This is a genomic window from Sphingomonas sp. ATCC 31555 (genome assembly GCF_000282895.1).
In the GTDB taxonomy this organism is placed as follows: domain Bacteria; phylum Pseudomonadota; class Alphaproteobacteria; order Sphingomonadales; family Sphingomonadaceae; genus Sphingomonas.
In genome coordinates, this window is record NZ_ALBQ01000005.1 from 106,101 (window position 1) to 118,944 (window position 12,844).

Here is a 12,844-nt window from a genome sequence, read left to right on the forward strand (position 1 = left end):
TCGTGTCAGCCCTCCGGCGGGAGCGGGGCGTCCTCGGGCTTTTCGAGCTGCAGGCCGTGGCGGAGCAGCATAGGGATGTTGGCGATCGCGAAGACGAGCGTGAGCGGGATCACGACCCAGGTCTTGAACGTCACCCATTTGTCCCAGTCGAGCGTGTGGCGCATGCCTTCGTTGAGGACCGCCATCGCTACGAAGAAGATCGTCCAGTTGATCGTCAACAGGCGCCAGCCCTTGGCGCTGAGGCCGGGATAGGCGGCCTCCAGCATCGTCTGGAGCAGCGGCTTGTTGGTGACGAGGCCATAGCCCAGAATCACCGCGAACATGGCATACACGATCGTCGGCTTGATCTGGATGAAGGTCCGGTCGTGATAATAGAGCGTCAGCCCGCCGAACACGAGCACCAGCACGCCGGTGATCCACAGCATCGGCGAGACATGCCGGGTCTTCAGCCAGGAAACGGCGATTGCCACCGCCATCGCGACCATGAACGCCATCGTCGCCGTGAGAATGCGTTCGATCTGCATGCCCGGTGCGAGGCTGTTGACGAGGAAGAAGACGATCAGCGGACCATAGTCCAGCGTCATCCGCAGGCCGGCGGAGGCCTGGGGGCGGGGGGCGGATTCAACCATGGGCCAATGCCTCCACGCCGGCGATGATGCGCGCGACTTCCTGTGCGTCGAACGGGCGGAGATCGTCCACCTTCTCGCCAACGCCGATCGCGTGGATGGGCAGGCCGTATTTCTCGGCCGCGGCCACCAGCACGCCGCCGCGCGCGGTGCCGTCCAGCTTGGTCATGACCAGGCCGGTGACGCCCGCCACTTCCTTGAACACCTCGATCTGGTTGAGCGCGTTCTGGCCGGTGGTCGCGTCGAGCACCAGCACCACGTCGTGCGGGGCGGCGGGATTGAGGCGGCCGAGCACACGGCGGACCTTGGCCAGCTCGTCCATTAGTTCGCGCTTGTTCTGCAGGCGGCCGGCGGTGTCGACGATCAGCACGTCGGTGCCGATCTCGGTCGCCCGCTTCACCGCTTCGAAGACGATGCCGGCGGCATCGCCGCCCTCGGCGCCCGAGACGATCGGCACGCCGATCCGCTCGGCCCAAGTGCGCAGCTGGCCGATCGCGGCGGCGCGGAAGGTATCGCCGGCCGCCAGCATCACGCTGTAATCCTGCTCGAGCAGCTGGTTGGCGAGCTTGGCGATCGTCGTCGTCTTGCCCGACCCGTTTACCCCGATCACAAGAATCACCTGCGGGCGCGGGAACGCCTCGATCTCGAGCGGCTTGGCCACCGGCTCCAGCACCTTCGCCACCTCCTCGGCGACGATCAGCCGAATGCCGAGTTCTTCCATGTTGCGTTCGAACTGCCCTTCGGCGAGCCGCGCGCGCACCTTGGCTGCGGTGGCGGGGCCGAGGTCCGAGGCGATCAGTGCCTCCTCGATCTCGTCCAGCGTGGCCTCGTCCAGCCGGGCGAGCGACAGGCCGGCGAGGTTGCCGAGCAGCCGATCCGACGTCTTGCGAAAGCCGCCGAGCAGCTTTTCATGCCAGCTGGGCCCGCTCATGCGGCCAGCTTTCCGTCTTCGACGCGTGCAATCGTCACGTTCACCGTTTCTCCAGTCTGCCGAGGGGCGGCAAGCCGCACCTCGGCGAAATTCTCTGCATGGCCGCGGTCGCCCGGGCGCTCGACCAGCACCTGCTGGCGGCTGCCGACCAGCCCCTGCAGCCAGTGTGCCCGCTGCTCGGCCGCCGCTGCGCGCAGCCGGGCGGCACGATCGCGGATCGCGGCGGGCGCCACCTGCGGCATGCGCGCGGCCGGCGTGCCAGCGCGCGGGCTATAGGGGAAGATATGGGCATGCACCACGCCGCAATCGGCGATCAGGGCCAGCGTGTTGGCGAACATCGTCTCATCTTCGGTCGGAAAGCCGGCGATCAGATCGGCACCGATCGCAATTTCGGGGCGGGCAGCGCGCAGGCGATCCGCCAGATCCACCGATTGCGCGCGGCTGTGGCGGCGCTTCATCCGCTTGAGGATCATGTCGTCGCCGGCCTGGAGCGACAGATGGACGTGCGGCATCACGCGCGGCTCCTGGGTGAGCAGCGCGAACAGCCGGTCGTCGACTTCGATCCCGTCGAGCGAGGAGAGCCGCAGCCGCTGGAGCCCGGGCACATGGCGCAGGATGCGCTCCACCAGCGAGCCGAGCGCCGGACTGCCCGGCAGATCATGGCCATAGCTGGTGAGATCGACGCCGGTCAGCACCACCTCGCGATGCGCCTCGGCAAGCATCGCGATCCGATCGATCACCGCCCCGGCGGGCACCGAGCGGCTGTTGCCGCGCCCAAAGGGGATGGCGCAGAAGGTGCAGCGATGGTCGCAGCCATTCTGCACTTCCACAAAGGCACGGGCATGGGTGGAGAAGCTGGCGGCCAGATGCGGCGCGGTTTCGCGGACGGCCAGGATATCCTGCACCTGCACCTTCGCCTCCGAGGCCCAGGCCTCCGGCAGCAGCTTCTCGGCATTGCCGATCACCCGGTCCACCTCGGGCATCGCGGCAAAGGCGGCAGGGTCGATCTGCGCCGCGCAGCCGGTGACGACCAGCTCTGCCTCCGGCCGTTCGCGCCGCGCCCGGCGGATCGCCTGGCGCGTCTGTTTCACCGCTTCGTTGGTCACGGCGCAGCTGTTCACCACGATCGCGTCACGCCCCGTCAGCAGCGCACGGATCGACTCACCTTCGGCTAGGTTCAACCGGCAACCCATGTTAAGGATGAGAGGCGAGGAGACGGACATTGGCCAGCGATCTAAGAGCGCCGACCCGAGAAGTCCACGAGAAGGCCCGCGAGGTGCTTGCCTTCTGGTTCGATGCGCTGATGCCCGAACAATGGTTTTCCGCCTCGGCGAGCGTAGATCAGGAGATTGCCGACCTGTTCGGTGCCGATCGCGACGCCGTGCTTGCCACCGATGCCGAAGGCTGGGACGAGGCGCCCGATACGCTGCTCGCCGCAATCATCCTGCTCGACCAGTTTTCGCGGAATATCCACCGCGGCAAGGCGGAAGCATTTGCCGGCGATGCGCTTGCCAGACGGCTGGCCTGTCACGCGCTGGAACGCGGCTGGGATACCGGAATGACGGACGAGCAGCGCCAGTTCCTGTATCTGCCGTTCGAACATGCGGAGGACGCCGAGTTCCAGGCGCTGAGCCTGCGCTGTTTCGAGGCACTCGGGCTGGAGGAACCGCTGGCCTATGCGCGCGATCACGCCGACGTGTTTCGGCGCTTCGGCCGCTTCCCCGGCCGAAATGCGGCGCTCTGCCGCATTTCGACGCCCGAGGAACTCGAGTATCTCAGCCAGCCCGGCGCTGGCTGGTAGGCGGCTCGCCCGGCAGCGGCGGACCGGGCTGCTGGATCAGCCGCCGCTCCGCGAGCATCCGGCGCGCGCCAGCGATCGAAAGCGGACGGCCGAAATGCCAGCCCTGCGCCTTGGCGCAGCCCAGTGCCAGCAGCCGCGCCGCGATCGCCGGATCTTCGACACCTTCGGCAGTGATCGGCAGGTTCAGGCTTTCGCCCATGCGCACGATGGCGTTGACGATCACCGCCGAGTCGGCATCGCGATTGAGCAGCTGGACGAAGCTGCGATCGATCTTGATCCGATCGAAGGGCAGGGCACGCAGATGCGCGAGTGAGGAATAGCCCGTGCCGAAATCGTCGAGGGCGATCCGGATTCCCTGGTTCTTCAGGCTACCCAGAATGGATTGGGTGAGCGGCAGATTATCGAACAGCGCGCCTTCGGTGATCTCCACTTCCAGACGGCTGGCCGGGAAGCCGGTCTCGGTCAGCACCTTGATGATCTTCTGCGCCAGCCATGCGTCGCGCAGCTGAACGGGGGAGATGTTCACCGACAGCGACAGGCCGGGATCCCAGTCGCGTGCCGCGCGAAAAGCCTGGGCCATGATCGAGAGCGACAGATCGGCGATCAGGCCTCTTTCTTCGGCGATCCCGATGAAGACATCCGGGCCGATCATGCCCTGCACCGGGTGTTGCCAGCGGGCGAGCACTTCGAATCCCTCGAGCCGTCCGCTCGACAGATCCACCTGCTGCTCGAAATAGGGAACGACCTCTTCGCGCGCGATCGCCATCGGCAAGGCGCTCTCCAGCTGCTGGCGGAGCCAGAGCGCCTCCTGGGTCGCCCGGTCGAACCAGGCGAGCCGGTTGCCGTTCGTCTTGCTGGCGACGGCCATGGCCGCTTCCGCCGATTGCAGCAGCACTTCCATTGTCGCGCATTCGAGGTTCGAGCGGGCGCCGCCGAGCGTACAGCGAATCTGCACCTCGTGCCCATCGATCTCGAACGGCTGGGCCAGGCTGAGCATCAGCCGTTCCGCGACCCGATCGACGGCCGTGCGCGCATCGGGATCGAACAGGAAGCCACAGGCGAATCGATCGCCGGCGATCTGCGCGGTGAGCGCGAGGGGCGGCATGGTCGCGGCGATTTCCCCTGCCACGGCCCGCAGCAGCGCGTCGCCGGCGCCACGATCCCGCTCGATGGCGAGCACGAGCACCGCCATCGATTTCTCCAGCCGCTGCGCACGCAGCAGCATCGTCGCACCCTGATCGAGGAAGCTCTGCCGATCAAGGATGGCGGCCGGGCGGCGGAGGCGGGGCGCCGCACGCGCCAGCCCCTTCGCCGAGCGCCCGTCGAGGCCGAGCGACGCATCCCGCCGCCGCCGCCATCCGATCACCAGCAGCGCGATGTTCAGCAACAATGCGACGATCAACCCCGGCTCCGGAGCGGCGGCGTCATCGGCGAGATAGCGCATGACGCTGGTAGCGATCAGGCCGCCAAGCGTCAGGAACAGCAGGCTGGTGACCATGCCGATCACCGGGAAGGCGAACGTCGCCCCTTGCCGCCATCTGTGCAGCCGGTCCTTCCTCCCGCGCCTCATTTTTCGGATACCCCTTACCGGACGAACGGGCAGCTTCGCATGGCGAGCGTGTAGATCGGGTTAAACCCGTAGAGGTTGCGTTTTACCTGCGTCGCCGCTAAGGGCATCAGACCGTTCCTCCGGGAACGCAAGACATTGCCACCCCGAGGGGTGACGCCGGCCGACGAGGTTTCGTCCGCCGGCGTGTTTTGCGTTTGGTGGGACAGAGGCTGAATTTGGAGTGATCTGGGCATCATGTTCGAAAGTTTGAGCGATCGGCTGGGCGGCGTCTTCGAACGTCTGCGCGGGCGTGGCGCGCTCAGCGAGGCCGATGTCCGGACCGCGATGCGCGAAGTGCGCGTGGCGCTCCTGGAAGCGGACGTCGCGCTGCCGGTAGCCCGCGAATTCGTCGACAAGGTAACCGAAGAGGCCGTGGGCCAGCAGGTGCTGCGCTCGGTTACGCCGGGTCAGCAGGTCGTCAAGATCGTCCACGACGCCCTGGTCGACATGCTGGGCGCCGATACCGCCGAACTGGCGATCGACGTTACCCCGCCCGCCGTCATCATGCTCGTCGGTCTGCAGGGTTCGGGCAAGACCACCACCACCGCCAAATTGTCCAAGCTGCTGAAGAAGCAGGGCAAGAAGGTGATGATGGCGTCGCTGGACGTGAACCGTCCGGCCGCGCAGGAACAGTTGGCCGTGCTCGGCACGCAGACCGAGGTGGCGACGCTGCCGATCGTCGCGGGGCAGCAGCCGGTCGATATTGCCCGCCGTGCGCTCCAGTCGGCGAAGCTCCAGGGCTTCGACGTGCTGATGCTCGACACCGCTGGCCGTCTTCACGTCGACCAGGCGCTGATGGATGAGATGAAGGCGGTGGCCGACATCTCGCGCCCCCAGGAAATCCTGCTCGTCGTCGACTCGCTGACCGGTCAGGACGCGGTGAACGTCGCCAGCAACTTCTCGGCGCAGGTGCCGCTGACCGGCGTGATCCTGACCCGCATGGACGGCGATGCGCGCGGCGGTGCCGCACTGTCGATGCGCGCCGTCACCGGCCAGCCGATCAAGTTCGCCGGCATGGGCGAGAAGCTCGACGCGATCGAGCCCTTCCATCCGAAGCGCGTCGCCGGCCGCATCCTGGGCATGGGCGACGTCGTCAGCCTGGTCGAAAAGGCCGCCGCGGCGATCGATCAGGAAGATGCCGAGCGCATGGCGAACCGGCTCGCCAAGGGCCAGTTCGACATGAACGACCTGCGCGCGCAGCTGGCGCAGATGCGCAAGATGGGCGGCATCGGCGCGCTGGCGGGGATGATCCCTGGCATGAAGAAGGCGCAGGCCGCGGTCGACCAGGTCGGCGGCGATAAGGTGCTGCTGCGCATGGACGCGATCATCAGTTCGATGACGCCGAAGGAGCGCGCCAAGCCCGAACTGCTCAACGCCAAGCGCAAGATCCGCATCGCCAAGGGCAGCGGCCTGACCGTGCAGGACGTGAACAAGCTCATCAAGATGCATCAGGAAATGCAGACCGCGATGAAGCGCCTGAAGAAAATGGGCGGCATCAAGGGCATGATGGGCATGCTCGCCAAGGGCGGTCCCGGTGGCGGCATGGGCGGCATCGGCAACGCCCTTGGCGGCGCCGACATGGGCGAGATGATGGACAAGGTGGGCGCTGGCCTGCCTGGTCTCCCGGGCGGCGCCAAGTTGCCGCCGGGCTTCGAGAATTTGCTGAAGAAGAAGTAATTTAGTTCAACCGGTTTCAATCGTATCTCAAGAAGGAAGTGAAGTAGAATGGCTCTCTCCATGCGTCTGTCGCGCGGCGGCTCCAAGAAGCGCCCGTACTACCGGATCGTCGTTGCTGACGCCCGCGCGCCCCGCGACGGCAAGTTCATCGAGAAGATCGGCACCTACAACCCGCTGCTCGCCAAGGATTCGCCCGAGCGCGTGAAGCTGGACGGCGATCGCGCCAAGTACTGGCTGGGCGTCGGCGCGCAGCCGACCGATCGCGTGCTGCGCTTCCTCGATGTCGCCGGCATCAAGGAGCGTCCGGCTCGCAACAACCCGAAGAAGGCCGAGCCGGGCGAGAAGGCCAAGGAGCGCGCCGAGGAGCGTGCGGAGAAGGCCAAGGCCGCTGCGGAAGCCGCTGCCGCACCGGCCGAAGAGGCTGCCGAGGCTTGAGGCTGAACCTCCCTCCCGTCACGCACGGGAGGGATGCCTTGTGCGTCGCTGTTCCCGATCATGGCAGAATCTTCCGCTCCCTCGAACCGCGGCGATCGCCCGGTGACGCTTGCCGCCGTGATCGGCGCGCACGGCATCGCCGGCGAGGTGCGCCTGAAGGTGTTCGCCGAGGATCTGGCGGCGCATAAAAGCTTCAACGGCGGCACGCTGACGCTCAAGTCGGTGCGCGGCGGGCCGAACGGCACGATCGCCCGCTTCGCCGAAGTGGCCGACCGCAACGCCGCCGAGGCACTGCGCGGCACCGAACTGACGGTGCCGCGCGCCGCCCTCCCGCCGCTGGGCGAGGGGGAATATTATCATGTCGACCTGCTCGACCTGCCCGTGATGGACGAGGAAGGTGGCGCGATCGGCCGTGTCGTGGCGATCGACGATTATGGCGCGGGCGACGTGATCGAAATCGAGCGCCCCGACGGCAAGCGCTTCATGGTGCCGATGCGGCCCGAGGCGGTGCCGCACTGGGATGCCGACAAGCTCGTCGTGGCGAGCGCGTTCGTCGAGCAGTAAGCCGAATTTCCTGCTATAGGCGCGCCATGGTGATCGTCGCCTGGTGGTTTGTGCTATCTGTGGCTGCGGTCCTGGCCTGGATCGCAGCGGCTGGCTTGCGGTTCGCGCATACCGGCAGGCTGGTCGCTACTATCGTTTTTCCGGCGATGCTGGCGGGGGCGGGTGCCTGGCGCACCTTTTTCCCATCCGGAGCCGCTATCCATGCGCCCGGCTGGAATGTTGTGTTCGTCCTGCTGAGCTTGTCGGCGGGGCTCGCAGGCGGCGTTTCCGTACTGCCGATCTGGTTCCTGGCCGAGGAAAAGTTCGGCTGGCGCGCTCGGTAGGGCTGCAGCTACCTCCGGAACCGGCCGGGGCGCGCACAATCCGTCGCTGCAGCCTTTAGCGCCAAAGCGGCGCCTCGGCGTTGAGCATGTTGCGGATTGTCGTTGCGGCGACGCCGGCTTCGCCCATGGCGTGGCTGATCTGGTCCAGTCCCTTGGCGACGTCGCCCGCTGCGAACAGGCCAGCGAGCGAGGTGCGCTGGTGATCGTCGACTTCTAGGCAGCCGCTCGGATCGGCACGGGCGCCGGCCTGTACCGCCAGTTCCGAACGGATGTGCGAGCCTAGCGCCGGGTAGAGGCTGTCGAACGCGAAACGCCCGCCGGCGGCGGAGAGGGTCAGTTCCTCCCCCTCGATCGCCCAATCGCGTGCGGGGCCATCGATACGCTCGATCCCGGCGGCGTCGAGTTCTGCCTGCTGGGCCGGCGGCAGATCATGAGCATCGGGGGCGATCAGCGTCACGTCTCTGGTGAAGCTGCGCACGAACAGCGCCTCGCGCGCGGCGTGCTCGCCGGTACCGTAGACCGCCACGCGCTTGTCCGTGACTTCGTAGCCGTCGCAGACCGGGCAGTAGCGGATCCGCCCCTGCGCCAGGGCCGCGTCGTGCAGCCCATCGGGCATCGGCGGGCGATGATTGACGACGCCGGTGGCCAGCAGCACCGATCGCGCGCGCACCTCGCGTTCGCCGATCTGTGCCGCGAAGCCGCCGTCCACCGTGCGCAACGCGGTGACTTTCGCTGCCTCGCGCACCGTGCCGTATTTCTCCGCCTGTGCGCGCATCGCAGCGAGCAGGTCCAGGCCCGAAACACCCTCCGGATAGCCGGCATGGTTATGCGTGCAGGGGATCAGCGCGGCACGGCTCGATCCGCAGTCGAACAGGCGGATCTTCAGATGGTAGCGGCTGAGATAGATGGCGGCGGTGAGCCCCGCCGGGCCGCCGCCGATGATGATGCAATCGTCCATCGCGCGCCAGCGCGTGGGGAGGGGACAGGTTCCCGATTCGGGTGCTATCGCCGCACCAATGGCCGTTCCGACATACCTGCTCGACACCTGTGTCTGCATCCGCTTGCTGCGTGGGGGCGGCGCGCCGGTCGCCCGGCGGCTCGCCGCGGCAGCGCCGGGGGCGATCGCGATGTCGGCCATCAGCCATGCCGAACTGGTCGATGGCGCTGCGCGCGGCAGGGTGGGGGCGCTGGCTGCGCTGGACGTCCTGCTGGACCAGGTGCCGGTGATCGCCTTCGACGAGGCGGCCGCGCGCGCCTTTCCAACGGCGCGCGCGGCGCGGGGGCGGCTGGATCGGCTGATCGCCGCTCATGCACTGGCGCTCGATGCGACGCTGGTCACCCATAACGGCCGCGATTTCCGCGCGGTGCCTGGGCTGCGGATCGAAGACTGGTTCTGAGCGGATTGTGTTTCGCGGGGCGTGTATATACAGCACGTATATACGGAGGCGACGCGTGGGCGAGGAATATCGCGCCAAGATTTTCAAGTCGGGCAATTCGCTGGCGCTGCGCCTGCCCAAGGCGCTGGGCCTGAAGGAAGGCGCCGAGGTGGTGCTGCGCGAGGAACGCCGTGGCTTCTCGGTGGAACCGGTGGACGGCGAGGAGAAGATCGGCGCCGACTGGATTGGCGCGCTTCCCTGGTTGAAGCCGATACCGGATGAAGACCGGGAAATTGAGGATCGGGAACTAGACTGGGGCTTGCGCAAGCTGCGCCGCGATGGCTGATGCGCATTTTCTGCTCGACAGCAACATCTGCATCTACCTGCTCCAGGGCTCGGTGGCGCCGTTAAATGCGCGTGTCCGAACCCAGGGGCGGGGCAGTCTTGCGGTTTCGGCGATCAGCTATGCCGAAATCCGGCTCGGCATCCGCGCGCCCGAGGCGGAGCGGGCGCTCCAGGGCTTCTTGCGCGATGTGTTGCTACTGCCTTTCGACGCCGCCGCTGCCGAAGCCTATGCCGGGCTGCCGTTCCGCCGCGCACGGCTGGATCGGCTGATCGCGGCGCAGGCGCTGGCAGGCGGGCTGACGCTGATTACCAACAACGAACGGGATTTCGCCGACATCCCCGACCTCAGAATCGAGAACTGGACGCTGTGACCTTCGCTGCTACCGTCGTGACGCTATACCCGGAGATGTTCCCCGGGCCGCTGGGCATCTCGCTTGCCGGACGCGGCCTGCGCAAGGGGCTTTGGTCGCTGGAGATGGTCCAGATTCGCGACTTCGCCACCGACAAGCATCGCTCGGTCGACGATACGCCGGCCGGAGGCGGGGCGGGGATGGTGCTGCGCGCGGATGTCGTGGCTTCTGCGATCGACAGCGTCGCGCGCGAAGGCCGGCCGCTGCTCGCAATGACGCCGCGTGGGCGCCCGTTGACCCAGGATCGCGTGCGGGCGCTTGCGGCAGGCCCCGGCGCCATCGTGCTGTGCGGTCGATTCGAGGGCTTTGACGAGCGCATCTTCGACGCCCGCGACGTCGAACAGGTTTCGATCGGCGACTACATTCTCTCCGGCGGCGAGATGGCGGCGCTGACGCTGCTCGATGCTTGCATTCGGCTCGTTCCCGGCGTAATGGGCGCGACTTCCAGCGGCATGGACGAGAGCTTCGAAACGGGGCTGCTCGAATATCCGCAATATACCCGACCTGTCGAATGGGAAGGGCGCACGATCCCCGAAGTGCTGCGATCGGGGGATCATGCGAGGATCGAAGCCTGGCGTCGCGCCATGGCGGAGACCGATACACGGCTAAGGAGGCCGGACCTTTGGGAGCGTCATGAGGGCGCTCGGGTTCAGTCTCCCTCTGGCGCGCGGCGAAAACATGGGACTGACTGAGATGAACCTCATCCAGACGCTCGAAGCCGAGCAGATTGCCAAGTTCAACGAAGCCAAGAAGATTCCGGAATTCCGCCCGGGCGACACCGTCCGCATCGGTGTGAAGGTCGTCGAAGGCGATCGTACCCGCGTGCAGAATTTCGAAGGCGTGTGCATCGCGCGCGCCAACAAGGGCATGGGTTCGAACTTCACCGTCCGCAAGATCTCGTTCGGTGAAGGCGTGGAGCGCGTATTCCCGCTTTATTCGCCGAACATCGATTCGATCGAGGTCGTGCGTCGCGGTGTCGTGCGTCGTGCGAAGCTCTACTATCTGCGTGGTCGCACCGGTAAGTCGGCGCGTATCGCCGAGCGCCGCGATCCGCGCGCAGGTGCGCAGGCTGCCGAATAACGGCGGCTTGCCAGACGCTTACGAAAGGGCGTGCGGAGCGATCCGCGCGCCCTTTTTCATATGTGGAGAAGGGCAGGCAATGGGAGCGGCGCGGGCCGGCCAAAGGCAACCCGGCGTCATCAATGGTCGTTCGACTGCCAGCCCGATCAGGCGGCGACGCGGTCCGATGTCTGGAGGAGCGCGCGCCCACGCGCCGTGAGGGCAGCGTCACGCAACTCGGGCCCACGAATCCCGATCACGAGCGCTTCATAGGCAAGCAAGCCGCGATCGCAGAGCGTCTGCACCGCGCTGATGAACATATTCTGCTGATCGACAGAGGTGCCAAGGCCAAGATCGCTCGGGTGCAGCGTCGCGCTGCCGGGCCATACGTTGAGCAGGGTACGCCCGATGGCAGCCACGCACACCGAATCGACCGTTTTCAGCGCTTCGATTCCGTCCCGGCTTTTTGCCATCATGCTCTCTCCCCACCCCCAACCGCACGTAGATGCAATGATCCATGCCGAACGGGGCAGTGTTTTGCCCCATCCACCCGTCGACCACTGCTGCAGGGGACGGAGCCGTGCTTCGCAAAGCAGCAAGCGTCTCGATACTCCTGCGTCCCGCTGTCTGAGCCGGCATGTGCGACTCTTTACAACTGAACCTCGGAGCTACTTACCGGACTAGGCAAATTCTGCCTAGTCCGGTTCATATCCGTAATGAATTTATCGGTTGATAACTTAGACGACGCGTCTCGGAATGGAACAGGCTGCATCCGCACAGTCCGATGCGTCCTTCGGCCCCTGAATCCGCTGAGGCATCGCCGCTGGTGACCCTTCGTGCTGCTCCGATGGGTACAAATCCGTACTCGCCGGACCTCTCTGGTTTCGCCAGAAGTGCTTCATTGCTTCCAGGGATTAGCGTGATGTCAGGTCCGTTCGCGAATTACATGTCTGCACAGCCACGGGGCGGCGATCACCGGGATCCCCGTGCCGTTTCGGTCGGGCGTATCGCGAAGACCGCAGTTGCGTTGCTGCGCGGCGATGTGGGCATCGTCCAGTTCGGCTCGGTCGCAGCGCTGGCGGCGTCAGACGCGATCGATACGGGAGTGGCCGCACACCAGCTGGCGAACCCCGTGGTTGCGCTGGAGCAGGGTTATCTCGGGCAGGTTTCGGTGCCGCTGTGGCAGCACGGCCGCCGGATCGGCACGCTGGCCGTTCTGAGCCGCCGGCCGCGGACCTTCTCGAATGCGGAAATTGCGCTGCTGCGCGAGCTTTCCGAGGCAATTCAGGTGTCGGGCGGGCGCGCGGCCATCCTGGTGCACTGAGCGGCGGCCGAAGCCGCGACCTTAATGGGTGGCGGTCACGCGCGCGGCAAGCGCGGCACGACCGCGCGCGGTGAGCGCCGCATCGACGACGACCGGGCCGTCGGCATTGATGACGAGCGCTTCGTACGACAGGAAGCCCGCGTCGCTCAGCGACTGGACGATCGCCAGAAACTCCAGGGTTGCCCCTTGATCACCCGGTAGCCCGATGCTTTCGGGTGTCAGCACCACGAGCGCCGGCCACTTGTCTTGCAGCAGCCGAGTTGCGGACTCGACAGGCGCATCCTTGCGCGTACCCAACAGGCCGTCCGAAGACATGCGGCCAAACTCCCTATCGACCAGGTGCGCCCCGTTACGCCGATCAGGC

18 protein-coding genes are annotated in these 12,844 nt (G+C 66.5%); 11 read left to right on the top strand and 7 right to left on the bottom strand.

Annotated features, from left to right (window positions below; all coding sequences use genetic code 11):
• Positions 1–5: 5 nt before the first annotated feature.
• From B215_RS0102705 to mtaB, 3 genes are read right to left on the bottom strand one after another with little or no spacing between them, the layout of a single operon-like run.
• Complete coding sequence (locus B215_RS0102705; protein ID WP_026008871.1) at positions 6–629, bottom strand: septation protein A; 624 nt, start codon at positions 627–629, stop codon at positions 6–8.
• Positions 622–1,557, bottom strand: coding sequence for a signal recognition particle-docking protein FtsY (gene ftsY / locus B215_RS0102710; RefSeq protein ID WP_019368093.1), 936 nt, complete (start codon positions 1,555–1,557; stop codon positions 622–624). The genes B215_RS0102705 and ftsY overlap by 8 nt, the downstream gene beginning before the upstream one ends.
• Positions 1,554–2,780 (bottom strand): tRNA (N(6)-L-threonylcarbamoyladenosine(37)-C(2))-methylthiotransferase MtaB, encoded by a 1,227-nt coding sequence (gene mtaB / locus B215_RS0102715; RefSeq protein ID WP_026008872.1) that lies wholly within the window; start codon positions 2,778–2,780, stop codon positions 1,554–1,556. Before mtaB ends, ftsY begins: the two co-directional genes overlap by 4 nt.
• Here mtaB and B215_RS0102720 point away from each other — a divergent pair.
• The gene (locus B215_RS0102720; protein ID WP_019368095.1) at positions 2,780–3,358 is read left to right on the top strand and encodes a DUF924 family protein; all 579 of its coding nucleotides are present in this window, start codon (positions 2,780–2,782) and stop codon (positions 3,356–3,358) included. The genes mtaB and B215_RS0102720 overlap by 1 nt on opposite strands.
• Here the strand turns inward: B215_RS0102720 and B215_RS0102725 are convergent.
• Complete coding sequence (locus B215_RS0102725; RefSeq protein ID WP_152997745.1) at positions 3,333–4,928, bottom strand: putative bifunctional diguanylate cyclase/phosphodiesterase; 1,596 nt, start codon at positions 4,926–4,928, stop codon at positions 3,333–3,335. The genes B215_RS0102720 and B215_RS0102725 overlap by 26 nt on opposite strands.
• A 234-nt stretch (positions 4,929–5,162) precedes the next feature.
• Here B215_RS0102725 and ffh point away from each other — a divergent pair, with 234 nt between their 5' ends.
• Genes ffh through B215_RS0102745 form a run of 4 tightly spaced genes read left to right on the top strand, consistent with a single transcriptional unit; the run spans position 5,163 to position 7,966 of the window.
• Positions 5,163–6,644: a signal recognition particle protein gene (gene ffh, locus B215_RS0102730; protein ID WP_019368098.1), complete on the top strand. Its 1,482-nt coding sequence runs from the start codon at positions 5,163–5,165 to the stop codon at positions 6,642–6,644.
• A 48-nt stretch (positions 6,645–6,692) separates the two neighbouring features.
• Positions 6,693–7,079, top strand: coding sequence for a 30S ribosomal protein S16 (rpsP, locus tag B215_RS0102735; protein ID WP_026008873.1), 387 nt, complete (start codon positions 6,693–6,695; stop codon positions 7,077–7,079).
• 60 nt (positions 7,080–7,139) lie between these two features.
• Complete coding sequence (gene rimM, locus B215_RS0102740) at positions 7,140–7,643, top strand: ribosome maturation factor RimM (protein ID WP_026008874.1); 504 nt, start codon at positions 7,140–7,142, stop codon at positions 7,641–7,643.
• 26 nt (positions 7,644–7,669) lie between these two features.
• Positions 7,670–7,966: a hypothetical protein gene (locus tag B215_RS0102745; RefSeq protein WP_019368101.1), complete on the top strand. Its 297-nt coding sequence runs from the start codon at positions 7,670–7,672 to the stop codon at positions 7,964–7,966.
• Positions 7,967–8,021: 55 nt separating this feature from the next.
• Here B215_RS0102745 and B215_RS0102750 read toward each other — a convergent pair whose 3' ends face one another.
• The gene (locus tag B215_RS0102750; RefSeq protein WP_019368102.1) at positions 8,022–8,924 is read right to left on the bottom strand and encodes an NAD(P)/FAD-dependent oxidoreductase; all 903 of its coding nucleotides are present in this window, start codon (positions 8,922–8,924) and stop codon (positions 8,022–8,024) included.
• A gap of 58 nt (positions 8,925–8,982) precedes the next feature.
• Between B215_RS0102750 and B215_RS0102755 the strand changes: the two genes are divergently transcribed.
• From B215_RS0102755 to rplS, 5 genes are read left to right on the top strand one after another with little or no spacing between them, the layout of a single operon-like run.
• On the top strand, positions 8,983–9,363 hold the full coding sequence (locus B215_RS0102755) for a type II toxin-antitoxin system VapC family toxin (protein ID WP_019368103.1): 381 nt from the start codon (positions 8,983–8,985) through the stop codon (positions 9,361–9,363).
• Positions 9,364–9,418: 55 nt separating this feature from the next.
• The gene (locus B215_RS0102760) at positions 9,419–9,688 is read left to right on the top strand and encodes an AbrB/MazE/SpoVT family DNA-binding domain-containing protein (protein ID WP_019368104.1); all 270 of its coding nucleotides are present in this window, start codon (positions 9,419–9,421) and stop codon (positions 9,686–9,688) included.
• Positions 9,681–10,058, top strand: coding sequence for a type II toxin-antitoxin system VapC family toxin (locus B215_RS0102765; RefSeq protein ID WP_019368105.1), 378 nt, complete (start codon positions 9,681–9,683; stop codon positions 10,056–10,058). The genes B215_RS0102760 and B215_RS0102765 overlap by 8 nt, the downstream gene beginning before the upstream one ends.
• Positions 10,055–10,789, top strand: a complete 735-nt coding sequence (gene trmD, locus B215_RS0102770) for a tRNA (guanosine(37)-N1)-methyltransferase TrmD (RefSeq protein WP_019368106.1) — start codon at positions 10,055–10,057, stop codon at positions 10,787–10,789. Before B215_RS0102765 ends, trmD begins: the two co-directional genes overlap by 4 nt.
• 1 nt (position 10,790) lies before the next feature.
• Complete coding sequence (gene rplS / locus B215_RS0102775; protein ID WP_019368107.1) at positions 10,791–11,177, top strand: 50S ribosomal protein L19; 387 nt, start codon at positions 10,791–10,793, stop codon at positions 11,175–11,177.
• 146 nt (positions 11,178–11,323) lie between these two features.
• On the opposite strand, the gene B215_RS0102780 is transcribed toward rplS, so the two are convergent.
• Positions 11,324–11,632 carry a hypothetical protein gene (locus tag B215_RS0102780; protein WP_019368108.1) on the bottom strand — a complete coding sequence of 103 codons (309 nt, stop codon included), beginning with the start codon at positions 11,630–11,632 and terminating at the stop codon, positions 11,324–11,326.
• A 470-nt stretch (positions 11,633–12,102) separates the two neighbouring features.
• Here B215_RS0102780 and B215_RS0102790 point away from each other — a divergent pair, with 470 nt between their 5' ends.
• Complete coding sequence (locus tag B215_RS0102790; protein ID WP_152997928.1) at positions 12,103–12,480, top strand: GAF domain-containing protein; 378 nt, start codon at positions 12,103–12,105, stop codon at positions 12,478–12,480.
• 21 nt (positions 12,481–12,501) lie between these two features.
• On the opposite strand, the gene B215_RS0102795 is transcribed toward B215_RS0102790, so the two are convergent.
• Positions 12,502–12,795, bottom strand: coding sequence for a hypothetical protein (locus B215_RS0102795; protein WP_019368110.1), 294 nt, complete (start codon positions 12,793–12,795; stop codon positions 12,502–12,504).
• Positions 12,796–12,844: the final 49 nt, after the last annotated feature.

What these genes read in the sequence shown, in the direction of transcription:
- B215_RS0102705 (WP_026008871.1), bottom strand. Translation starts at nt 629, where the DNA reads ATGGTTGAATCCGCCCCCCGCCCCCAGGCCTCCGCCGGCCTGCGGATG.
- ftsY (WP_019368093.1), bottom strand. Translation starts at nt 1,557, where the DNA reads ATGAGCGGGCCCAGCTGGCATGAAAAGCTGCTCGGCGGCTTTCGCAAG.
- mtaB (WP_026008872.1), bottom strand. Translation starts at nt 2,780, where the DNA reads ATGTCCGTCTCCTCGCCTCTCATCCTTAACATGGGTTGCCGGTTGAAC.
- B215_RS0102725 (WP_152997745.1), bottom strand. Translation starts at nt 4,928, where the DNA reads ATGAGGCGCGGGAGGAAGGACCGGCTGCACAGATGGCGGCAAGGGGCG.
- ffh (WP_019368098.1), top strand. Translation starts at nt 5,163, where the DNA reads ATGTTCGAAAGTTTGAGCGATCGGCTGGGCGGCGTCTTCGAACGTCTG.
- rpsP (WP_026008873.1), top strand. Translation starts at nt 6,693, where the DNA reads ATGGCTCTCTCCATGCGTCTGTCGCGCGGCGGCTCCAAGAAGCGCCCG.
- rimM (WP_026008874.1), top strand. Translation starts at nt 7,140, where the DNA reads ATGGCAGAATCTTCCGCTCCCTCGAACCGCGGCGATCGCCCGGTGACG.
- B215_RS0102745 (WP_019368101.1), top strand. Translation starts at nt 7,670, where the DNA reads ATGGTGATCGTCGCCTGGTGGTTTGTGCTATCTGTGGCTGCGGTCCTG.
- B215_RS0102750 (WP_019368102.1), bottom strand. Translation starts at nt 8,924, where the DNA reads ATGGACGATTGCATCATCATCGGCGGCGGCCCGGCGGGGCTCACCGCC.
- B215_RS0102755 (WP_019368103.1), top strand. Translation starts at nt 8,983, where the DNA reads ATGGCCGTTCCGACATACCTGCTCGACACCTGTGTCTGCATCCGCTTG.
- B215_RS0102765 (WP_019368105.1), top strand. Translation starts at nt 9,681, where the DNA reads ATGGCTGATGCGCATTTTCTGCTCGACAGCAACATCTGCATCTACCTG.
- rplS (WP_019368107.1), top strand. Translation starts at nt 10,791, where the DNA reads ATGAACCTCATCCAGACGCTCGAAGCCGAGCAGATTGCCAAGTTCAAC.
- B215_RS0102780 (WP_019368108.1), bottom strand. Translation starts at nt 11,632, where the DNA reads ATGATGGCAAAAAGCCGGGACGGAATCGAAGCGCTGAAAACGGTCGAT.
- B215_RS0102790 (WP_152997928.1), top strand. Translation starts at nt 12,103, where the DNA reads ATGTCTGCACAGCCACGGGGCGGCGATCACCGGGATCCCCGTGCCGTT.
- B215_RS0102795 (WP_019368110.1), bottom strand. Translation starts at nt 12,795, where the DNA reads ATGTCTTCGGACGGCCTGTTGGGTACGCGCAAGGATGCGCCTGTCGAG.